Annotated in this window: 23 protein-coding genes; 14 read left to right on the top strand and 9 right to left on the bottom strand. The window is 35.5% G+C overall.

What is annotated here, in order from left to right; genetic code table 11:
* The first annotated feature begins 43 nt into the window (after positions 1–43).
* The gene (locus BXY64_RS09710; RefSeq protein ID WP_120239675.1) at positions 44–1288 is read left to right on the top strand and encodes a hypothetical protein; all 1245 of its coding nucleotides are present in this window, start codon (positions 44–46) and stop codon (positions 1286–1288) included.
* A gap of 69 nt (positions 1289–1357) precedes the next feature.
* On the opposite strand, the gene BXY64_RS09705 is transcribed toward BXY64_RS09710, so the two are convergent.
* The 3 genes from BXY64_RS09705 to BXY64_RS09695 form a co-directional block, all read right to left on the bottom strand.
* Positions 1358–2236, bottom strand: coding sequence for an anti-sigma factor (locus BXY64_RS09705; protein ID WP_120239674.1), 879 nt, complete (start codon positions 2234–2236; stop codon positions 1358–1360).
* A 98-nt stretch (positions 2237–2334) separates the two neighbouring features.
* Entirely contained in the window at positions 2335–3003 is a 669-nt protein-coding gene (locus BXY64_RS09700) for a Crp/Fnr family transcriptional regulator (RefSeq protein WP_120239673.1), read from the bottom strand.
* Positions 3004–3081: 78 nt separating this feature from the next.
* Positions 3082–3576, bottom strand: a complete 495-nt coding sequence (locus BXY64_RS09695) for a superoxide dismutase [Ni] (protein WP_120239672.1) — start codon at positions 3574–3576, stop codon at positions 3082–3084.
* Between the two features lie 173 nt (positions 3577–3749).
* Between BXY64_RS09695 and BXY64_RS09690 the strand changes: the two genes are divergently transcribed.
* The 3 genes from BXY64_RS09690 to BXY64_RS09680 are packed head-to-tail and all read left to right on the top strand — an operon-like array spanning position 3750 to position 6278.
* Positions 3750–4712 carry a transporter gene (locus BXY64_RS09690; protein ID WP_120239671.1) on the top strand — a complete coding sequence of 321 codons (963 nt, stop codon included), beginning with the start codon at positions 3750–3752 and terminating at the stop codon, positions 4710–4712.
* Between the two features lie 22 nt (positions 4713–4734).
* Complete coding sequence (locus BXY64_RS09685; RefSeq protein WP_120239670.1) at positions 4735–5880, top strand: DUF3179 domain-containing (seleno)protein; 1146 nt, start codon at positions 4735–4737, stop codon at positions 5878–5880.
* A complete protein-coding gene (locus BXY64_RS09680) occupies positions 5880–6278 on the top strand; it encodes a hypothetical protein (RefSeq protein WP_120239669.1) in 399 nt (132 codons plus the stop codon). Before BXY64_RS09685 ends, BXY64_RS09680 begins: the two co-directional genes overlap by 1 nt.
* Here the strand turns inward: BXY64_RS09680 and BXY64_RS09675 are convergent, their stop codons facing one another.
* The 6 genes from BXY64_RS09675 to BXY64_RS09650 all read right to left on the bottom strand — a co-directional run bounded on the left by BXY64_RS09675 (position 6279) and on the right by BXY64_RS09650 (position 13243).
* Positions 6279–7049, bottom strand: a complete 771-nt coding sequence (locus BXY64_RS09675) for a LytR/AlgR family response regulator transcription factor (protein ID WP_120239668.1) — start codon at positions 7047–7049, stop codon at positions 6279–6281.
* Positions 7050–7076: 27 nt separating this feature from the next.
* On the bottom strand, positions 7077–8114 hold the full coding sequence (locus BXY64_RS09670; RefSeq protein ID WP_120239667.1) for a histidine kinase: 1038 nt from the start codon (positions 8112–8114) through the stop codon (positions 7077–7079).
* Positions 8115–8130: 16 nt separating this feature from the next.
* Positions 8131–9165 (bottom strand): sensor histidine kinase, encoded by a 1035-nt coding sequence (locus tag BXY64_RS09665; protein WP_147375965.1) that lies wholly within the window; start codon positions 9163–9165, stop codon positions 8131–8133.
* A gap of 247 nt (positions 9166–9412) precedes the next feature.
* Positions 9413–10840, bottom strand: coding sequence for a hypothetical protein (locus tag BXY64_RS09660; RefSeq protein ID WP_147375964.1), 1428 nt, complete (start codon positions 10838–10840; stop codon positions 9413–9415).
* Between the two features lie 346 nt (positions 10841–11186).
* The gene (gene fabG / locus BXY64_RS09655; protein WP_120239664.1) at positions 11187–11933 is read right to left on the bottom strand and encodes a 3-oxoacyl-[acyl-carrier-protein] reductase; all 747 of its coding nucleotides are present in this window, start codon (positions 11931–11933) and stop codon (positions 11187–11189) included.
* A gap of 572 nt (positions 11934–12505) precedes the next feature.
* Entirely contained in the window at positions 12506–13243 is a 738-nt protein-coding gene (locus tag BXY64_RS09650) for an SIR2 family NAD-dependent protein deacylase (RefSeq protein WP_120239663.1), read from the bottom strand.
* Positions 13244–13534: 291 nt separating this feature from the next.
* Between BXY64_RS09650 and pstS the strand changes: the two genes are divergently transcribed.
* The 10 genes from pstS to BXY64_RS21610 all read left to right on the top strand — a co-directional run bounded on the left by pstS (position 13535) and on the right by BXY64_RS21610 (position 22914).
* Positions 13535–14602: a phosphate ABC transporter substrate-binding protein PstS gene (gene pstS, locus BXY64_RS09645; RefSeq protein WP_120239662.1), complete on the top strand. Its 1068-nt coding sequence runs from the start codon at positions 13535–13537 to the stop codon at positions 14600–14602.
* Between the two features lie 306 nt (positions 14603–14908).
* Entirely contained in the window at positions 14909–15763 is an 855-nt protein-coding gene (pstC, locus tag BXY64_RS09640; RefSeq protein ID WP_120239661.1) for a phosphate ABC transporter permease subunit PstC, read from the top strand.
* A gap of 86 nt (positions 15764–15849) precedes the next feature.
* On the top strand, positions 15850–16743 hold the full coding sequence (gene pstA, locus BXY64_RS09635) for a phosphate ABC transporter permease PstA (protein ID WP_211334446.1): 894 nt from the start codon (positions 15850–15852) through the stop codon (positions 16741–16743).
* Positions 16725–17573: a phosphate ABC transporter ATP-binding protein PstB gene (pstB, locus tag BXY64_RS09630; RefSeq protein WP_262706510.1), complete on the top strand. Its 849-nt coding sequence runs from the start codon at positions 16725–16727 to the stop codon at positions 17571–17573. The genes pstA and pstB overlap by 19 nt, the downstream gene beginning before the upstream one ends.
* A 54-nt stretch (positions 17574–17627) precedes the next feature.
* On the top strand, positions 17628–18320 hold the full coding sequence (locus BXY64_RS09625) for a phosphate signaling complex PhoU family protein (RefSeq protein ID WP_120239660.1): 693 nt from the start codon (positions 17628–17630) through the stop codon (positions 18318–18320).
* Between the two features lie 128 nt (positions 18321–18448).
* Complete coding sequence (locus BXY64_RS09620; RefSeq protein WP_120239659.1) at positions 18449–19138, top strand: response regulator transcription factor; 690 nt, start codon at positions 18449–18451, stop codon at positions 19136–19138.
* An 18-nt stretch (positions 19139–19156) separates the two neighbouring features.
* A complete protein-coding gene (locus BXY64_RS09615) occupies positions 19157–20953 on the top strand; it encodes a sensor histidine kinase (protein ID WP_120239658.1) in 1797 nt (598 codons plus the stop codon).
* 134 nt (positions 20954–21087) lie between these two features.
* On the top strand, positions 21088–22077 hold the full coding sequence (gene mgrA, locus BXY64_RS09610; RefSeq protein WP_120239657.1) for an L-glyceraldehyde 3-phosphate reductase: 990 nt from the start codon (positions 21088–21090) through the stop codon (positions 22075–22077).
* Positions 22078–22207: 130 nt separating this feature from the next.
* Entirely contained in the window at positions 22208–22552 is a 345-nt protein-coding gene (locus BXY64_RS09605) for a hypothetical protein (protein ID WP_120239656.1), read from the top strand.
* A 239-nt stretch (positions 22553–22791) separates the two neighbouring features.
* Complete coding sequence (locus tag BXY64_RS21610) at positions 22792–22914, top strand: hypothetical protein (RefSeq protein WP_262706509.1); 123 nt, start codon at positions 22792–22794, stop codon at positions 22912–22914.
* Positions 22915–23227: the final 313 nt, after the last annotated feature.

Genomic DNA, 23227 nt, shown 5'->3' with positions numbered 1-23227 from the left:
TGATTTGCGCTACTTTTGCCTCATCAAAACCAAGAATCTAAACATGAGCAGCGAAATACTTCCTAAAATATTTATCTACAACCCAACATGCGAAATTGCCATTGCCAATGGTACAGCAAGCTATATGCCCAATAAAACGCTTTCGCGATTTGAGAAGGATTTGGATGTTTTGCCCATGCATTTTGCCGATGAAAAAGATGTGGTTTTGATCAATCAGTTGCCTGATCAGGAATTTATAACTGTTATGAAGGAAGCTGGTATTTCTTTGCCAGAATTCAAACTGTTCGAATCATCAATACAGGATAAAGAGTTTGTAAAATCTGCCAAAGAGAGTTTGGAACCTTGGGGATGGAGTCCAAGAATTCATCACATTTTCAAACACCTGAAAGATTCTTGTCAGCAAGAGTTTAAGAATCGCCCCAATGCTGAATGGCAAGCGAATCACAAAGATTTGTACAGTCGTAAAAAGGCATTGGAAGTTTTGAACTTTTTTCTGGATCATACCAACAATTCTCTCTATATCGAAAAAGAACAAATTGCAACAATATGTACTTCTGTTTCTGAGATAGAAAAGTTGATTAATCAGTGGAAGCAAATTGTAATTAAAGCTCCCTGGAGTTCTTCGGGTAGAGGTCTGCAGGTACTTCGTCAATCTCATTTAAATGATTCCATCATACAGTGGATCAATGGAACCTTGGGTATTCAGGGCTATGTTATGGTTGAACCCTTGTTGGATAAAAAATATGATTTCTCTCTTCAATTTTACATTGATGCCAAAGGTGAGGTGAATTATATCGGTAATGGTTTCTTTGCTACCAACAGCAATGGTCAGTACGATGGTAATATAATAGGTGGAATGCCTACAGAAATAAAAGAATTTCTTTCTGATGATAAGATGCAACAGCTATCGGAAGACTTGAAGGAAGCTTTGATTACCTGTGGTGTTGCGCAAAACTACTATGGCTATTTGGGTATTGATTGTATGCTCTTTAGAGATCAGTATGGAGAAATGAAACTTCAACCCTGTCTTGAAATCAATTTGAGATACAATATGGGTATTCTTGCCCTTAAACTTGACGAGCATTTACACGCTGAGACCAAAGGAATATTCAAAGTACATTTTCAACCAAAATCTACTTTTGACCAGTTCCATAAAGAAATGGCAAAGAATCATCCATTGAAATGGAAAGATGGCAAATGGTTTGAAGGGTATTTGCCTTTGGTGAGTTTTAATCAGAATAAGGTGTTTGGTGCTTACTTACAACTTGAATGCAAAGAAAAACAATAAGCCCCAATCGAGCTTATTGTTTTTATAGTTGCTTTAATCTGAAATATTATCCAGCTTAATCAGTCTTTTTTATCTTGTTACGTTTCCTGTAGGATTTGTTGCTTGTGAGTTATTGCTCATGTCGTAAAGTGTATGATCATCAGCATCTGCTGGTACCATACCTACTAATGGCTTTAGTAAAAATGGAGCTGCACTGTTATCTGGCTCTGGCTCTACTGAAATAACAACTGTTTTGCCTGCCAAATCTGTTGGAAATATCACTCCTGTTGGCGCATTCATAAGAAAATCTTCGCCTGGGAATGGAGGTCCCGCTTGATTTCCGCTAAATGGAGCACTATCATCAGCACCAGAAACGGAAGTAAATTTACCTGTGGTAACAGGAACACCATCAATTACTGCCCAACCTTCGTATTTCCAACCCGATGGCAAAGTTGGTAAAGATAAACCTGCTCCTGGTCCGCCCGAAGGATCAAGCCACCAAACTCCACTCTTCTCATTACTATCAGCTCCATCGGTAGGAGTTGCTAAAATGTAACTTCCTGTCGAGCTTGAAAAATCTGAACCTAGTGCTGAGGAATGTCCAACCGATAATGTCGCTTTTGAACCTGAAAAATCACCCGCAAGAATATGAATATTCGATGGTGCCGGATCATTATCTGGACTTGGTTCAATCGTTAATACATAGGCTGCTGCATTACTTAAATCAGCCGAATTAATGGGAAATGATGTTTGTGATAGGGCTCCTGATTCATTCACATTAAAGATACCAGCCGAAATTGCTTTCCCGTTAACAATAAGCCATCCTTCGTAGGCATAGTCATCTCCTAAATCTTCTAATCCTGTAATATTAAGATTTAGTTTATCCTGAACCATCACATCATTATCGTCGTCGTCGCAAGCTGAAAATAGAAATAGACTTGCAGCTGCAAATAATAGTAAATTTCTCATATCGAACAATTTTTGGATTAATACTTTAATTCAAAAGTACTTCCTTCGCAATCCAAAAAATGTAAGCTGCATCACATAAAGGACAGAAAGTTGGTTTTTTATAGATTTTCTACACCTCGTATACGAATTTCTTTTCTGGTATAATCTATTATCCCATCCTGTTTCAATTCATTAAACAATCTGGTTACTGTTTCTCTTTTTGTTCCAATTAAATCTGCAAAGTCTTTTTGTGTCAGAAAATGATTCACAATTACCTCTGAACCACTCTCAATTCCATTCTCATTTGCCATTTCTTTAAGGAATTCACACAAACGAGTCTTTACATCTTTATGCAAAAGGGCTTCGAACCTGCGTTCCATCTTCTTAATTCTATACCCTATTAACTTATAAATCGACAAACCAAACTTTTCATTCTGACGCATCAATTCATACATATCGGGAAGTCTCATTGGGCAAAGCTCGGTAGGTTCAGTACAAGCCAATGCATAGTCATCTCTTTTCTCTTCTCCCAATAAAGCTTTCTCTCCAAAAATCTCTCCTTTACCTAAAATCGCTTTCACAATTTCTTCACCTTCATCACTATAGGAAACAATTTTAACTTTCCCTTTACTCACCATAAAAATGGATTTGGAAGAATCATCAGGGAAGTAAATAACATCTCCTTTTTTAAATCCCTCAAAATGATCTTTTTGATATTGCTTTAATTTATGTGGACATAGAATTTGAAATAGATTTACATTCTCGAAACACCAAATTGAGTTATTCATTTTATAAATTGCTTTTTGATTTTGTAATTGAATTCAGCCCTCTCATTCCTTATGAAAGGGCTGCAATATTTTTGATTCTTAATGATGATGGTGGTGATGTTTTCCTGGACCGAAATACAAGTGTGAAAAGTCATGAACCGAATTGTTCAATTTCTTAATCACATTTAAATCGGTAGTCTGTTTCGCTTTCATCGCATAAACACAAATTTCATGAAGTTTCGCCAATAATTTCTGATTCTTTTTCATTTTTTCAGCATCATCAGTAAGCTTTACACGCTGAAACATGAAGTATTGAGTAGCAATCTCCTGTAATTTCTTAGCATGCTCTTCTTTGTTATTTACCCAGCGAACCAATTGATTGTAATTCACGTTCTCTTCAGCTGATAATGCTACAATTTTCTTCATACTCTTCTCGATGGTAGTTATATGCTCACTCATCAATACAACACGAACTGAATCGGCATAAATACCACATGGCACCTCGCAATGTGCAAAAGTATTTTTCTGATTTCCAACAATTAAAAACAATACAAATACAAGTCCTAAACCTGCAGTTCTAATTAATTTTCTCATAACAACTAATATTATTTATTAATATTAAATTCTTATTTAAAATTAATCTAATTAATGAATATTACAAATACCATTTAGCATTGTATAGTACTTGTAAAATGCTATAATGTCATTCTGCTGACATTTTAATCATTAGCCTTATCGTAATTTAGGATTGATAAATAAATATCACCATGAATGTAAACACAATAACAACTTTGTCATTACTTCTTATCAGTCTGATAATCGTACAAAACAAATCTTTTTCTCAAGCTTGTTGTACAGGTGGCGCTCCATTATCAAGTAGTTTAGGTATAAAATCCTATTCAGAAAATACATTAATAGTTGATTTTTCATACGACTACAACAAAATGGATAAACTTTATGCCGGCAGTTCCAAATTGGATGATGCAAATAGAGAAAGAATAACAAGAAGTACTTTACTTAGATTGAGCTATCCAATTACAAATAAATGGACAGTTACCAGCATACTTCCATATGTATGGCAAGAACAAACTGTGTTTTCAAATTTTGGCAATACAACACAGTCGGCAAGTGGTATTGGTGATATCGTACTTCTTGGCCAGTATACACTCCATCAAAGTAAGAAGCATCAAGTTTTAATAGCAGCCGGACCAAAATTTCCAACAGGGACAGTATACAAACGCGATAATGAATTTGACATACTACTTCCCCCTGATTTGCAAGTTGGGACGGGTTCATGGGACGGTATAGGGGCTATTTCATACTCATATTATGGATTGCTTCGTCCCACCCTAAGCTTATATTCCCTATTGAGCTATCGTTACAGCTTCGAAGTTGGAAGATACGATGGTGGTCAGAAATATAGGTTTGGAAACGAAATGGTTCTAAACGTTGGACTTTCGGATAGTTTTTTAATTGGAAATACCATTCTAAATGGTGGAATTCAATACAAACTACGGCACACTCAAAAAGATGAAAATAACGGAAGTGACTTTCCTAATACCGGAGGCACTTGGATGTATTTGGTGCCAAACCTTGAAATACAAGTCTCTCCTAAGGTAAAATTGCACTCTAAGTTTGAAATCCCTATTCGTAATAATGTTGAAGGCACTCAACTGGTTACAAGCTACCGTGCAAACATCGGCATTAACTATGTAATAAATGTAAAATAGCAATTCTAAACAAATACATATCATGAAAGCTCTTTTTAAAAATTTAAGCCTGATTCTTATATTGACAATAATATCATGCAGTAATTCAAGCGATGACATAGGCGCAGATAATCCTCCAAATAATGATAACAATCCTCCTACTAATCCAACATCTTATGCTATCAACCTGATAAACGATAGTTTTGAGGAGGAAAACTTTGTTGTAATCGGATCTGAAGGTTGGAATTTTATGGTCGCCTATAAAACTGAACTTGACGGCAATGAAATGAATTTTGAAGTTATAGATGGTGAATTACCAACAATTATGCAAGATGATGAAGGTAGTAGATACAATATATTTGGCACCGCCTTAAGTGGGCCAAATCAAGGGAAGCAACTTACACCTATGAATGCATACATTGGATATTGGTTCTCTTGGGGAACTTTCTTTCCTGGCCTGGAGATTTTCGAAAGCAATCTTCCTGTTCAAAATGAAGGAGAATCAGTTACTGGTAGTGACGGTTGGTTAATTCCCAGAGAAAAAGTGTACGTAGGAGCCTTACGTGATGCAATTCCTGCTATTGATTCTCCTGAATTTAATGAACCCAAAGATGATACTTTCCTTAATGTAATTGGAGAAAAAGGATTGATAATTGGTGTTTGTATGGATAATACCTATAGAGCTTATCCCCATGCCATATTGAATTGGCATGAGATTGTAAATGATGAAATTGGTGACAATTATTTCTCTGTAGTATTTTGTCCCCTTACCGGAACTGCCACTGTTTGGAACAGACTTATCAATGGCTCAATTACTACCTATGGTGTATCAGGTTTTTTGTACAATAGCAATGTAGTACCTTACGATAGACAAACTTCTTCCAATTGGAGTCAAATGCTTCAAACATGTGTACAAGGTGATCTTATCGAATCAAAAACTGACAATCTGTTTGTATTGGAAACTTCTTTAGAGACATGGTCACTAATATCCTCAGCCGGGAGAATTCTTTCTACAAATACAGGCCATAACCGAAGCTACGATATTAATCCTTATGGAAGTTATCCAACTAACTCTACCATTAATTTCCCAATCAACTTTGCCGATGATAGATTACATCCCAAAGAGCGTGTTTTAGGAATAATCGTAAATGGAAAGGCAAAGGCCTATCGATTTGAATCTTTTAAATAATGAAAAAGAAAACAATACGCATAATAATTGGAGGAGCTCTAGCAAGTATTACTCTAACGAGTCTTCTATATGGATTTGTATTTACCAGTTACCTCGCCGAGGAACTTGCAATACCATGGACTAGTTTCCGTAATAAAATACTCATGATAGATTGGACCTGTTTATTCATCTTTTCAATGGCTGCAGCACTGCTTATAGGATTTCGAATCACCAACTTTAATGCCACCAAAGGCATAATAGTTGGTGGCATCATTGGTCTACTGCTCTTATTACTTGGCTTTTTTACTGGAGTAAAATTTTCTGGAAGCGGGTATTATCTATTGTGTTATTTAATTTGGGGGTGGATGTTGGGAATAATCATTCACAAAAAAAAGCAACTAATTATCAAACAACTTTAATCAACTACCGCTAAACCAATTTTTAAAACTACCTACCTTTTCTCTACTAACGATTAGCTCTTTATCGCACTCTGCGTTTAAAACCACTTTTAAGCGAGAATTTGAATGCACCAATACATCATTTATTGCATTAATATTTACAATAAAAGAGCGACTGATGCGATAAAATTGCTTCGGATCCAAAAGATCTTGTAGTTCTTCCATTTTATAATCGATAATGTACCTTTTTCCTTCATTCAATAAAATGAAAACATCTCTTCCTTCTGAGTAAAAAAGTTCTATACTTTCGGCTCTGAAAGATTTCAACTTCTCTCCGACCTTTACCATGAACCTAGTCTTGTAATCTTTTTGAATATTTGCCAATGCAGCACTTAGTTCCTCAATGCTTTTTATAGATTGTTTACCAAAAGATTCTTTCATGCTTTCATACTTCTTAAGCGCATCATAAAGACTATCAAAAGTAACTGGCTTCAAAAGGTAATCCACACTGTTTAATTTAAAGGCATTTAGTGCATACTCATTATAAGCTGTGGTAAAAATTATAGGAGTTTTAACCTGAACTCTATTGAAAATTTCAAAGCTTAAACCATCCACCAAGTGGATATCCAAAAATATTAGGTCCGCTGTATTTTCAGGGTTTCCAAGCCAAATTGAAGATTCTGTAATGGATTCAAATCTATCAATTATCTTAATTTTCGGATCATATTTATGCAATAGTCGCTCCAGTTTATCCGCAGCTAACCCTTCATCTTCAATTATAATAACATTCATTTTTAGGCGTAGTGTATTTAGTGTCTGTTAGTCTTCAATGTTAATTTTAGGTATAGATATCTGAATATAATTATCAACTCTTTCCCATAAAAACTGAGCATCTGTATAAAAAGCTAAAGTCTTTTGTATCGCCTCCTTCAAATTCTTAAATTTTGGCAATGGTGTTAATCGCTCCGATGACAAAAATCGAAAGAGAATAGTATCGTCAGAGTCCTTAATTGAAATTTCTAACTTCGTATTCAAATCAACTTGTTGACTATATTCAATCAATTGAATGGTTTGTAAAATCATGTTTGGAACAACATGTACATTCTTTATGTCATCCAGAGCCCAATTTACAATTAAATTATCTGAGTAATTGTAATTTCTAAGTCTTAAATATTCATCTATTTTTAATTTCTCTTCTTCAAGTGTTATGATCTCGGAATATCTGTTGCCCAGTATTCTTCTATAGAATAGTGCCAAATGATCGATATACTCCTCTGCTCCTTCAACTTGGTCTCTTCTTATCAAACTGATTACACTTTCTAAAGATTCATACAAGAAATCAGGGTTCAGTTTATTTTTAAACACTTCTAATTCAAATTCGATATTCTTTCTATTCAGTTCCTCTTTCTCAAGCAAAAGTGAATTTTGTCTGTCCAGGAATCGAATACTCAAATAAAAAAGGTGAAACAGAATGCCAACCAGAATAAAGATAATTAGGAATGAAACGAGTTCTGAAGAAAATTCACTAATCCCAATTACAAACCTATAATAAACAGCAAATAAGACATACACCAAACCTGCAGTAATTAAAAAGCTTCCTGTATAAATCACAGAAAATTTTAACAACTTATTTCTGTTTAGAATTGGAATCTTATCAGTTTTCAATAACCAGAATCTGTAAGATTCGAATAAAATTGCAGTTACTGCAATTAGGAATATTAATTCTTCGGGGCTAAAATTATTGCTGATCTCGGTTAAGCGATCAAAAATTAACAGCATTAAAAGATATACCAATATCGCAACACACGGAGGTGTAATCAAACGGTATATATTATTATTTAAATAACTGGTTTTCATAAGGCAAAGTATTGTTTCACGATTGAAGTATTAAAGGCAGTCTTACCTTAAAGTGCTCATTCTTATCCAGCAAAATGCTGTCATTGGTAAAGTATGAATATCTCTTTTTAATATTCTCTATTCCAATTTGAAATGATTCTGGTTGCTCTCTTAATGGATTAATATTGTTCTTTACGCACAAATAATTATTGTCGATTTCAATATCTACCAACAAAGGTGATGTTTGCGAAATTAAGTTGTGCTTAATGGCATTTTCAACCAACATTTGAATCGAAAGTGGTGGCACATATGATTCCTTAGCATTTTCAGGTATATTAATCTTTAATTCATAAGCCTCCTGAAACCTTACTTGCAACAAATAATTGTATGATTGTACAAAATCCAATTCCTTTTGAAGGGGTATTAATGGGCTATTGTTTTGCTTAAATATAAAACGATAACTTTCAGCAAACATTCGAATAAACTTCTCCGCCACTTTCTTATCCTTATAAAGCAGAGATGATATGGTATTTAAAGAATTAAATAAGAAATGTGGATTCAATTGAGATTTTAATGCTTCGAATTGTAGATTAAGCTGATTGTTCATTAGCTCCACCGACTTAATTTCCTCTTCTCGCATCTGGTTGAATGAGTAAATCATGAAATCAATAATGCAATACACAAGAACTACCAAAAACAAAATCAAAAGCGTCTTAAATATTTCATCATTGTAAATCAACCAAAATTGAGAATAACTTAAATTACCTCTTAACGAGATCAAAAACATTTCAGAATAAATGGCAATTAGAATCAAACCAATAAGGTACAAAACTGAGCTTTGTATTAAAAAACGTATGGCATGTCTCTGTTTCCAACTCACCAACTTGTTAAGATATTTACCCACAAATAAGGTAGATAAACCTGCCCATAAACCAAATACAGCGCTAGGCAAATATCCGGTCAACTGGTATTCAAAACCAGGCAATTCGCCTACATAGCTATAAAATGCCAGAATGTAACAAAGCATTCCAAGAATAGGACTGATGATAATAAAGCGGAGATTTTTATTCACGGTTATGGTTTTTCTCTGATTTTACATTTAAACCTGTGCTCGATTTAAAGATACGGCAATGATTTTGTCGAATTACAATCTTTCATTAAGAATTCGATCTATCGAGTTTTTTACCCGATAAATCGATCTTCTTACATTTTCGTTAATTTCATCTGTTTATAATTTTCTTGTCAAGGTCAGATGGAACTTACCATTCCTAAATAATCATCCTCGTGTGTGAGTTAATAATTATTTACTCATGGACGTTTCATTTTGAATAAATGGCTTTCATTACTTTGCCATACTCGTACTCTGAGCTTATCTCCTGTGTTGCCTTAATCAACGCATCTTTAATTTCTTTATCTTCCAAATCCATTTGATGGGTTGCTGTTAAAAGAAAACTTGCCAATTCGTAATTAGAAGATATGTTTTCTGATTTGGAAATAAGAGTTAATTGCTGCTTTTTAGTCAAATTCCCTTTCACCAAAAGGGTTTTATAAAACTTGCTTAATTCATAGCTTGATGAAATATCATCAGAAGCTTTCAATAAAAAGTCAAATCGATCCTCTCCCAATTGCTCATATTCAATCAATTGATCTAGAATTCCCTTATAAGTATAATCAGATGATATATTTCCCAATAATTCTGTAAATTCATTTAAATTCGAATTACTGATCATCTCTTCTCGAATCATAGAATTGATAATTTGACCCATCTCATAATCTGAAGATACAGATTCGGTCAATTCAATAATTTTATTCACATTACCAGATGACAATCCTTCATCCTTAATAATCGATTTGATAATCTGTGATTTCTCATAGCTCGACGAAAGTTCTTCAACTTCACTCAATACTTTATTCAATTGAGCTTCTGTCAGTTTATCATCAGCAAGAGCCATCTTCATTAGGTTTGATTTCTCGTAAGATGAACTAATATCCCCCATTGCCTCAATAAAATGGGTAAAGTTTTCTTCGTTAAGTTCATTCAATTTATAAACCGATTTTAAAACTTGTGAAAGCTCATAATTTGATGAGATCTCATCTAGACTATTAAAAAATTCTGCTGAAATTTCAGGATCCTGAATAAATACCGGATTGTACTTCTTATAAATCTGCGACAATTCATAATCCGAACTAATTCGATATGGAAACTCTCTTAGTAAATTTTGAAGTTCGCTCTTATCTAGTTTATTGTTCTTTAATAAATATTTTACCATGCGCGAACGATAATAATCACTATCCGTTTCCTGCAATTCATTCAAAAAGCCTGTAACGCCAGATTTTTTGTAGATTTTATTTACTCTATTTTCAAGATCAAGGCCCGAATTTCTAACAATATCCGGAAGCATCTTCTTCATCCAGGCACGACCTTTAGGTTCAAAATCAACTTCTCTGCTCCCCTCATAGTATCGATAGTTAATTCTTCCTTCGTCCGATCTGATGTACAGCTTGCGTTTCATACCGAAACTCACCATGCTTATTTTAATGTAAGCATCATCCGACATGGCTTTTACATCGGTATAGTCTTCATTAAACTCAATATCGCCATTGGTAGAGATTTTAATATTTTCAACTCTCCAATTGTTATTCTTGGTTATCACAATATCCCAATCTCCATTTCCTGCATTGGCTGGCAATGTAGATAGCATAAATACTGCTATCAAAGCGAAGGTTAAGTGTAAAAGTTTTTTCATGTTTTTATATTTTGTTCTCATGTCTTAATTTTTTATCCTACGATACAATATTCCGAATAAAGAGTACAAGAAAAAAACAAATTGACATCAACTGTAGTTTCGATGTAGTGAATTGTAAGAAGTATGTATTAAGAGGAATGTGACTTATTGGGTAAATAAGGAAAAACATGTAATTAGACGCAGATGATCATGATTGTTTATGATTGGGATACCCTAACTTTCAGCGAAGTTCAATCATCCAACGAACCATATCATAAACAATCATCTAAAATCCTAAAAATCTGCGTCTATTAACAAAAAAAGCCACCTCAAACGAGATGGCTCATATCTTTATATGTGATATTTCTTACATGTTCATACCACCACAAACGTGAAGTGTTTGACCTGTTACGTATGAAGACAAATCTGATCCCAAGTAAACACATGTTTGAGCAATTTCTTCTGGTGTACCACCACGTTTCAATGGAATTTTTCCTGCCCACTCTTTTACTACATCTTCTGGTAATTTACCAGTCATTTCAGTAATGATGAAACCTGGAGCAATTGCATTAGAACGGATACCTCTGGAACCTAACTCTTTAGCTACAGACTTTGTGAATCCGATGATACCAGCTTTAGAAGCTGAGTAGTTTGACTGACCAGCGTTACCGCTAACACCAACTACAGAACTCATGTTGATGATAGAACCGCTACGCTGCTTCAACATTGTTCTTTGAGCTGCTTTGGTAAAGTTGAAAACAGATTTCAAGTTCACGTTGATTACTGCATCCCACTGCTCTTCAGTCATACGCATTAATAAAGTATCTTTAGTAATACCAGCATTGTTTACCAAGATGTCAATAGCACCAAATTCTTTTACGATTTCAGCAACTACCTTATCAGTATCAGCAAAGTTACTTGCGTCAGAAGCATATCCTTTTGCTTTTACACCGTAAGAAGCAATTTCTTTTTCAGTTTCGATAGCTTGCTCATTGTAGAACAAGTCAGTAAAAGCAACATTACAACCTTGTTTTGCAAATTCAATTGCAACCGCTTTACCAATACCGCGAGAAGCACCGGTAACAATCGCTGTTTTTCCTTCTAATAACTTCATGTGAAATTCTATTTTTATTAAAAATATATTCTTGATTAAGGATGGCGTTCCTACTCGCAAATGAGCCCAAACACCAAAATCGCTAACAAATATAAAATATTTTCGCCTATAATGCCTTCTTAAATGACATAAGAAAGTCCGTTCTGCAACAAATACAAACCCGTCAAAATCACAAATCTTAGTTCACAAACCAATATATCAAATAAATACAAGCTCGTTTTTAAACTTACTTGCTTCTTGGTAAATCACAATTTTAAAGTCTATCTCTTGAAGAAAAATTTCTTTATTATTCTTGTGATTCTCAATTTTAGATGCCAAAATATAGAACAACAGCTTGCGAGAACATATTTGGGAGCCAAAAAATAGAACAACAGCCTGCGAGAACAAAAAAATGAGGCCATTTTACTTCTCGCAGGCTGTTGTTGTCGTTTTTATGTCATGATTTTGCTCTCGCAGGTCGCGAGAAGCAAATTTTGAGGCCGATTGGGCTCTCGCAGCGTGTTGTTGCCATTTTTTTGTCAGGATTTTGTTCTCGCAGACTGTTGTTGGGTTATTCTTTTACTCTTACAATCTCATTTCACCATTCCATAAATCTTTTCCAAGATCTCACTCGCCTTTCCTTGCAAAAAGTAATCCGTAACTCCATCTGTATAGTTCGATTCTTCGGTATTGATTTCGATTACCACCGCTCCATTTCGTTTGGCCTCGGTAGGAATCATGGCAGCAGGCATTACTTCACCAGTAGTTCCTATTACCAATACTACATCAGCATCTCTGGCTGCCTGCAATGATTTTCGATAGGCTGCTTCAGGAATCCCTTCTCCAAAAAAGACAAAGTCGGGTTTCAGAATTTTCTTGTCATGCTCACATTTGGGAGGCAATTTATTCAAATTTACCTCAGATGGAACATAGCTTTTGCCACATTGCAAACAAACCAACTTCTGAGAATTGCCATGAAATTCATAAACCGTTTTTGAACCTGCCTCTTGATGTAAATTGTCGATATTTTGGGTTACCACAGCTTTAAGTAATCCTTTCTCCTCAAGTTGTGCTAATACTTTGTGAGCGCCATTGTAGCTTGCTTCTCCAAAAAAATCATAAAAGATCGACTTTATGGCCTTCCACGATTCAACAGGATTCAAATGAAAATAATCCAGATCCAGACATTTGGGATCATATTTACTCCACAATCCATCTGGTCCTCTGAAAGGAGGTATTCCACTTTCAACAGATATTCCTGCTCCTGTAAAAGCAATCATACCTTTTGAGTTTGAAATAATATCAGCGACTTCTTGCAAATCTTTTTTCATACTTTCTACATTATTTTAACTGTAACAAAGAGAGATAATTTTAATAAAAAATCTATTTAAAATGATTCCACACAACTACAAAAACTCTCTTTACTATTGATTTTGCGACACTTACAACTAGTAACGATTTATTAACATTGCTGTAATATTCCTGTAACATTAGTGTTCTAACATTGTAGTGTGAAAAGATACAAGTTAATTCTTTTTACACTATGTAAATGTATCAAACAAGATTTTAAAATATTAAAAAATCTAAGAACAATCGTTTTTTAAACTAAAATTTAAACCAAGATGAAAAAATTTCAATTGCTTTTTACTGCTGTTATTGCAGTTGCTTTAATGGCAAGTTGCGGGAATGCAGGCAAAGATAAAACTGCAAGCAACAAAAAGGCTAAAACAATAACAGGTGCCGGAGCTACCTTCCCACAGCCATTTTACAACAAAATTTTCAAGAGCTACACCAAAGAAAAAGGTTTATTGGTAACCTATGGTGGAATTGGTTCAGGTGGAGGTATCCGAAGCTTGAAAGATAAAATTGTTGACTTTGGAGCAAGTGATGCATTCCTGAATGACAAGAAGCTAGCCGACATGCCAGCAGAAGTACTTCACGTTCCTACATGTTTGGGTGCTGTAGTTGCTGCTTACAACCTACCGGGAAAACCAGAATTAAAATTCACTCCTGAATTGATGGAAGGTGTTTTCATGGGTAAAATCAATAAATGGAACGATGCTAAAATTGCAGCAGTAAACCCAGGTGTAAAACTTCCTGATATGGAAATCACTGTTGTTTATCGTTCTGACGGATCAGGTACCACTTTTATCTTCAGCGATTATATGAGCAAAGTAAGTGCGGATTGGAAAGAGCAAATTGGTGCCGGTAAAGCTTTAAAATGGCCTGTTGGTATTGGCGCTAAAGGTAACCCTGGTGTTGCTGGTACAATTAGCCAAACTGAAGGTGCCATTGGTTACATCGGGTCTGAATATGCTTTTGCAATGGGTATTCCTGTAGCAAGTATCCAGAACAAAGCAGGTAACTTTATTCTTCCTTCAGTTGAGTCGGTAAGTGCATCTGCAAAAGGTGAAATGCCAGCTGATACTCGTGTAAGCTTAACCAATACCGATGCTGCTGATGGATATCCTATCTCCAGCTTTACATGGTTAATTCTTTACAAAGAACAAAACTACAACGACAGAAGTGCCGATCAAGCTGCTCAAACCATCAAGCTAATTGAATGGGTTGTTAGTCCTGAAGCTCAAAAAGAAACTACAAAGGTACACTATGCTCCACTTCCAGAAGCTGCAGTAGCTAAAGCCAAAGCAGTTCTTGGTAAAGTAACTTATAACGGAAAAGCACTTTAGTACATACATTGTCCTCTAGTCATAAAAAGCGTATTTCCTTTCTATTCTATATTTTTAAATAGAAATAAGAATATGCAAAAGCTTAACTTGAGGATTCTCCCCTTTTAGGGGAGATGGCGACAGCCAGAAGGGTGTTTTTTGAGGATAATATTTTTATTTCACCCTTTTGCCTGTCGGCATTTTCCCTTTAAAGGGAAAAACTCAACTTGAAAATTATAGATGTTATTCATCATTGTCTGCTCTACATTGTAAAAGTAAAGAGTAACCATTGAATTTCATTATTATTTATAGAATCGTTCAAATCTTATGAACAGCGAAAAAATCTTCAAATATTTATTAGTTAGCAGTGGTGTTCTTATGGTGCTGATTGCCCTGGGAATTGTTGCTACACTATTTGTTGGCTCCATCCCTTCTTTTAAAGAGTTTGGGTTTGGATTTTTATTTTCTACAGAATGGGATCCAACAGAAGGACGTGAATCTTATGGTGCTTTGCCATTTATTATCGGTACACTCCTAACCTCCATTCTGGCACTAATCATTACATTTCCTTTCGCCTTTTCCATTTCCTTGTTCTTAGGCGAATATTTTAAAGATGGTGCCTTGCCTTCCTTTTTGAGATCGGTAGTTGATCTGTTGGCTGGTATTCCATCGGTTGTATACGGATTGTGGGGATTTTACGCATTAAAACCTTTGGTTGCAGAACTGGGTCTTAATGCACAAGGATTCGGAATATTCACATCATCGGTAATTCTGGCGATCATGATTATTCCTTATGCTTCTTCTCTTGGTGCCGAAGTTATTTCAATGGTTCCAGGTAGTTTAAAAGAAGCTGCTTACTCACTTGGAGCAACTCGCTTCGAAGTGGTTAGAAACGTAATTGTTCCCAATGCAGGTTCGGGAATATTTGCAGGTTACATACTTGCCTTAGGTAGAGCTATTGGTGAAACCATGGCAGTTACCATGCTGATTGGTAATTCCAATAATATGCCGACGGGAATTTTCGATTTGGGAAATACCATGGCCAGTTTAATTGCCAACCAGTTTGGCGAAGCAGAAGGTTTAAAATACACTGCTCTTATCGAGATTGGATTGATCCTCTTCGTCATCACTGGTATCGTGAATTATATCGGAAAGTTAATCATGAAAAAATTATCGGCTTAGCCTTTATAATACCGATATACATTTGAAAAATGCATATCGGAACTAAACCAAAAAATTTAATAAAAAAAAAGGTTTTTATACAAGAAATGAATATCTCTACAGAAATATCAGACAGGAAGATGAAGCAACGCTTGTTGAAAGACAAGATCTTTACCAATGGAATGATTTTCCTTGCTTTCCTTTCAGGTGTGCCTTTGTTCCTGATTTTATACCAATTGGCAATAAAGGGATATCGTCAGTTAAACATCAGTTTTATCTTCGAGGAGGCTCCGGATACCATGGAAGCAATGATTGCAGTAGCCAACAATGAGATTATACCTGGTGGTATTGCCAATGGTATTGTTGGTACGCTTATTATTGTTGGCTTGGCTTCATTAATTGCTATCCCGCTGGGAATTATATGCGGTACATACCTTGCCGAAAATGCCAAAGGAAAATTCGCAGGCTTGGTTCGATTTATTGTGGATATGCTTCAAGGTGTACCATCCATCGTATTGGGTGTAATCGGCTACATCTGGATCGTAAAACCAGTTACCAGCGGCTTCTCTGCGTTGGCTGGTAGTGTTGCCTTATCGATTATGATGTTGCCATCTATTGTCCGTTCAACTGAAGAAACCTTAAAAATGATTCCAGGAACATTAAAGGAAGCTGCCTTATCTCTAGGTGTTCCTTATCACAAGGTAATCCTTAAAGTGATTTTACCAACAGGAATTTCAGGTATCCTTACCGGAGTAATCCTTGGAATATCACGTATTGCAGGAGAAACAGCTCCTCTTATGCTTACAGCTTTGGGAAGTACGGTTATCAACACCAATATTACAGAACCTTCGAGTGCTGTACCTCTTTTGGTTTGGGAATTTTACAACGATCCCAACCTGGTAAATATGATATGGAGTGCCTCCTTATTCCTATTACTATTAATCTTAGGTCTGAATTTATCAGCCAAAGCAATCGCAAGAAAATGGAAAGTACAATACTAAAACAAGAGCAAATGCCTACAGAGCAAAAATATAAAGAGAAGGTCGTGATAAAGAATCCTATTGAAAAGATTGAATCTCCTGTTTTAAAAATCGATGACTTATCGGTTTCGTACGGAGGTGATAAGTATGCAATACAAAATGTATCTGCTGGCATCGCAAAAAACAAAATTACAGCAATTATGGGTCCTTCAGGATGCGGAAAAAGTACGCTTTTAAGAGCCATTAACCGCATGCACGAATTGTATCCTAATACTCACAATAAAGGTGGAGTTTACCTGGGTGATGAAAACATCTACGAACTGAATCCTATTCAATTGAGAAGAAAGATTGGCATGGTGTTTCAACGTCCAAACCCATTTCCAACCATGAGCATTTACGACAATGTAATTGCAGGTTTTAACCTGAATGGAATTAAGCTAAAAAGATCGGAAAAAGATGAGATTGTAGAGAGGTCTCTTCGCGAAGTTGGCTTGTGGGACGAGGTAAAAGATACACTTCACAACCGAGGAACTTTCTTATCTGGCGGACAGCAGCAAAGGTTGTGCATTGCACGTGCCTTGGCTTATACTCCTGACATTATTTTGCTGGATGAACCTACTTCGGCACTTGACCCTATTGCAACTTCTAAAATTGAAGACTTGCTGGTAAAATTGAAGAAAGACTTTACCATCGTATTGGTAACACACAACATGTCGCAGGCAGCACGTATCTCCGACTACTCAATGTTTATGTACCTGGGAGAGTTGGTAGAATATGGCAAGACCAAGCAAATGTTTACCACACCTAAAGACAAGCGCACCGAAGAATATCTAACCGGTAAATTTGGTTGATCCATCATTTACATGACTCGTAATTCCTAATTATTAATTCGTAATTAATTTAAAATGTCAATCAAAAAAGATAAAAAATTCGATAAGCTACATTCCGATTTCAGTAAAATGAAGCTAATCCTTCAGGAACAATTTGAAATTATGGATGAGGTAGTATCATATGGCCTTGATATCATCAATGCCAAAAGGATTGAAAAGTTCAAATCCAACGAAGATAAACTGGACAATCTGGAGATTAAAATGAGTGATAATATCATTATAACCATGGGATTACAACAGCCTATGGCAAGTGAATTGCGTTTGCTTGTCTCCTACTTCAGGATGATTGGATTTATGGAGCGCATTGGAGACCAACTCAATAATGTATTGCGATACATCGAACATATGGAACCACCATTTATTCCTGAAAAACATCGCGATTCATTACTAAACATGCTATCGATAAGTGAAAAAATGGTACGTAAAGCATTAATATCATTCGAAGACAATGATATGGAATATGCCATTTGGACCATTAAAAATGATGAGTTTGTAGATGAAATGAGATCTGATTTAATGAAGAGAATGGTAAGAAAGGAAACTCCTGAAGGCGTGGACCAGAATGACATGTACAACTTACTGAACTTTGGAAATATCTTAAGCAGTATTGAAAGAGTTGCAGACAATGCAACCAATATTGCCGAAGCTTCCATCTATTATCAGCAAGGAATCGACTTGCGTCACAAAGACATCTCTGATGAAGATTAATCGGTGAACAATTACCTGTGATCAGTAAGCAATAAACCATAAAATCTCTCTGGGAACTTTTAATATCTGAATACTATACACTTTACTAAAATAAATAAGCTCAAAAAACTCAGAAAGATTTCCAAAAAATGAAGGATTTAAAGATATTAGTAGTCGATGATGAAGAGGATTTGTGTGAAATCCTGCAATACAATCTCGAACAAGAAGGTTTTAAAGCAGATATAGCTTTTTCATCGGAACAGGCATTACAATTGGACTTGAGCAAATATGATTTCTTCCTCTTAGATATTATGATGGGAGAAATCTCAGGTCTGGAATTGGCTAAAATTATTCGTCGCAATCCCGATTTGGAGGATAAACCCATACTGTTTATCACTGCCAAAGGGAGTGAAACCGACAAACTGCTAGGATTTAAAGCAGGAGCTGATGATTATGTTGCAAAACCTTTTTCTGTAAAGGAAGTTATTGCTCGAATTCATGTAATTTGCAAACGTGTTTTCTCTGAATCGAAAAAGGAATCTGGTTTCGAATATGAAAATTTGAGATTGATTCCAGAATCGAAACAAGTTACGATCAACAATATTGATGTAGGTTTGACCAAAACGGAGTTTGAAATTTTACACCTGCTTTTAAACCATGCAGGAAGAATTTACTCTCGTGATGAAATCATGAATAAAATTTGGGAGGGCGACACCTTTGTAGGCGATCGAACGGTTGATGTAAATGTACGACGAATCAGAAAGAAAATTGGAGAATATCACAATTTAATTAAAACCAAATCGGGGTATGGATATTATTTTGATCCTCGTTTAAAATAGATTAATTCGTTTTTACACATGACAACAAACTTTCCTAACTCCGGATCAAAATACAAGAAGCGCTTATTTGTTTACTTCTTTTTGATTGTATTGGTTTTTTCAATGCTAATTGGTGGTTTCCAATACAACCAGGAGATTGCCTACCGAAGAGAAAAGTTAGAGTATGCGCTGAATATTTACACCGAACAGGTTCAAGAGTTAATCAGACAGAAAGACTTAATTCCCAAAAAGGAATTTTTTGAGATTGATTCATTAAGAAGCTTGATGCCAGACCACAATATACGATTGACCGTTATTTTGCGAGATGGTAATGTTGTTTATGATTCTGATATTGACAATATAGATCGACTTGACGATCACAGCAATCGACCTGAAGTTCAAAAGTCGATTCATGCGAACAAAGGAAGTAACATCCGATTATCAGGATCAACAGGACAAACCTATTATTATTATTCAAAGCATTACTACACCCACTTTGTAAGGGCTGCACTACCCTACAACGAAAGTGTAGTCTCTTTTTTAAAGGCCAACAAGCTGTTTTTCTATTTCCTAATCGCATTATTTGGCGTAACCATTCTGTTCTTGCTTTATGCAACAGAGCATTTTGGTAACTCCATTGCCAAGCTTCGCAAATTTGCCATTAATGCTGCCAAAAACCGACCTATTGATCCACATGAGAATTTTGGAAAAACAGAATTAGGAGAAATTAGCCATCAAATTGTAAAGATTTACAACAAGTTGAGCAAAACCAAGGAAGACCTGGTAAAAGAAAAGGAAAAGCTAATTATGCACCTTCAGATTGCTCAGGAAGGTGTAGCGATTTTTGATAAAGACAGGAACTTAATTTTGTGGAACAGTCATTTTATCGATTATATCAATTACCTGTCCAACATTTCAACGCATAACTACGAGGAAATATTCGAGTTGCCCGAACTGAAAGAGATTAATGATTTTATTAAATCAAACATTAAAAAACTGGAGAAAAACTACATCCCTAATGTTGATATCATTAGCTCGAAAAATGTAGTTACCGTGGGCCATAAAATGTTTTTATACCAGGTTGTGGTTTTCCCCGATTGCAATTTCGAAATCTCGATTAACGATATTACCAAATCGGAAAACGAGAAAACCATAAAGCAAGAAATGACGCTGAACATTGCGCATGAGCTTAAAACTCCTGTTACTGCTGTTTCTGGTTTTTTAGAAACCATTAAGGACAATCCGGATATGCCCGAGGATAAAAAGATTCTGTTCATTGAACGATCCTGCGTGCAAATCAACCGCTTATCGAATTTAATTCAGGACATTTCGGTGCTTACCAAAATGGAAGAAACTCAACAACTGTTTACTATTGGTGATGTTAGTATTGGCAAGCTGTTGAATGAAATGTTGGATGATTTTGAGTTAAAATTGGAACATGCTAAAATGGACATCCAGCTTCATATACCTGAAGATTTAAACATCAAAGGCAATTCTGAATTGTTGGATTCTGTTTTTAGAAACCTGATCGATAACTCAATTAAATATGCTGGCGAAGGAGCAAGCATCGTGGTAGAAAATTACTTTGAGGATAACAACTACCATTACTTCTCCTATCATGACAATGGAATTGGCATTTCGGAGGATCATTTGCCAAGAATTTTTGAACGTTTCTACCGTGCCGATAACGGAAGATCAAGAAAAATGGGCGGCACCGGACTGGGCTTATCCATTGTTAAAAATGCTGTAGGCTTTCACAAGGGACGCATTTTTGTTAAAGCAAGAAAAGAAGGTGGTACAGAGTTTTTCTTCTCTTTGAAGAAACAGTTATCTTAAAGTCAAACTGTTCAACAGTCCAACAGTTCGACAGTTCGACTATGGGACGGTTCGACTGTTCTACTTTTAGACAGTTTAACTGTTGTACTATTAGACTTTATCCTTATCTTCAAGCTTCATCAAACTACAAAAAAATGCACAAAGCAAGTGAAGATAGGTATGAAAATATGCCTTACCGAAGATGTGGAAGAAGTGGATTATTGCTGCCAGCCATTTCATTAGGATTATGGCACAATTTCGGACATGTCGATTTATACGATAATTTCAAACAAATACTATTCAGAGCATTCGATAGAGGAATTACTCATTTCGATTTGGCAAACAATTACGGACCACCTCCTGGTTCGGCAGAAGAAAACTTTGGTAAGATTCTTCGTGAACACATGAATCATTACCGCGATGAGATGATCATTTCTACCAAGGCTGGTTATCACATGTGGCCAGGACCTTATGGTGAATGGGGATCGCGAAAATATTTAATTGCAAGTCTCGATCAAAGTTTAAAGCGAATGGGTTTGGATTATGTGGATATCTTCTACTCGCACCGACCAGATCCCAATACGCCACTTGAGGAGACCATGATGGCTTTGGATCATGTGGTACGCCAGGGCAAAGCATTATACGCAGGAATTTCATCCTATTCTCCTGATCAAACCCGCGAAGCAGCGAGAATTTTGCGTGAATTGGGAACACCATGCCTGATTCATCAACCAAGGTATTCGATGTTCGATCGTTGGGTGGAAGATGGCTTGCTGGATCAGATCGAAAAAGATGGAATTGGTTCAATCGTCTTCTCGCCTCTTGCACAAGGCTTGCTCACCAACAAATACATAAAAGGAATTCCGGAAAACTCACGAGCAGCCAAATCTCACGGATTCTTACAAAAAGAGCAGATTACCGATAAGGCAATTGATAAGGTAAAAGCCTTAAACCAAATGGCAGAAAGAAGAGGTCAAAGTCTGGCACAAATGGCCATTGCATGGCTATTGAAAGATGAACGTGTAAGCTCTGTTCTGATTGGAGCTAGTTCGGTTGCTCAACTCGATCAGAATATCGATAGTGTAAACAACCTACACTTTGAAATTTTCGAATTGAAAGAAATAGAAGAAATCTTAAAAAGTTAGGTTAGCTAGAATATTGAGCTTCAAAAAAATCATTATCATGAAATAAATTTATGTATGAAATTTATTGGTTGATTGGTACTTTTTTGCTAATTTCAAAATTGATTTATTGTACAATTAAAATAATTGCCATATGAAATTACTAAAACCCTATGTGAATTTGATCAAGTCTGCATCAAATGGAGTTTACACACTAAATTCGGTCGTATCGGTACCAAAAGGCTATGCTTTAAATACGCTTAGCCAAGGAGAAATTGAAAAAGATGGCCAAAAGCTTTGGGCAGTTACGGCAACCATTACTTCTAATGGTGGTGTTGGAACCGAAATCGCTGAATTCTCAGTGCCATTGGAACAAGGCCCAACCGATGAAGTTAAAACCGTTAGCATGGTAATGGTAGATACCGCATTGATGGCCAATCCTGAAGAAGACAACAGAACCGATGTGGATTATGATGATGCTCAAGTTGATGTCCCATAACATTTGATGTTTTCTTCATAAGAACTTTTAGGGTTGTTTCAAATTAGTTGAAACAGCCCTTTTTTTTTAATCTGTATACAATCTAATTTTTTTTTAGTATTAAATTGACAGTGAATTAAGCAGATTTATAATACAGTTTTATTCGATTATTGTTATAACATTTATACATACAAGCTTATTCAATTTTGTAAAACACTGCTATATATATATAGGCTTTGCTTAATTAAAATTGAAATTTTATGAATTTTTACGAAGAACAATTGACCAATGAAGAACTAAACAAAGTATTAGGCGGATTAGATCCTGAAGAAGACAATAGTACAAATTTGGACTATGATGATGCTGAAGAAGAAATTCTTTAAGTAATTTTTTCATTAAAAATAGAACGGACATTGACTAATCAATGTCCGTTTTTATTTATACTCCTCCAAAAGTTGGTTAAATTTTGTAAAGCACTGCTATATATATATTTAGGCTTTGTTTAATTAAAATTAAAATTTTATGAATTTTTTCGAAGAACAGTTGACCAATGAAGAACTAAACAAAGTATTCGGCGGTAATCCTGAAGAAGACAACAGAACGGATGTGGATTATGATGATGCTGAAGAAGAAATTCTTTAAGTAATTTTTTCATTAAAAATAGAACGGACATTGACTAATCAATGTCCGTTTTTA

Origin of the sequence: Marinifilum flexuosum (genome assembly GCF_003610555.1) — a bacterium.
Classification (GTDB): domain Bacteria; phylum Bacteroidota; class Bacteroidia; order Bacteroidales; family Marinifilaceae; genus Marinifilum; species Marinifilum flexuosum.
This window is presented reverse-complemented; position numbering and strand designations above follow the sequence as displayed.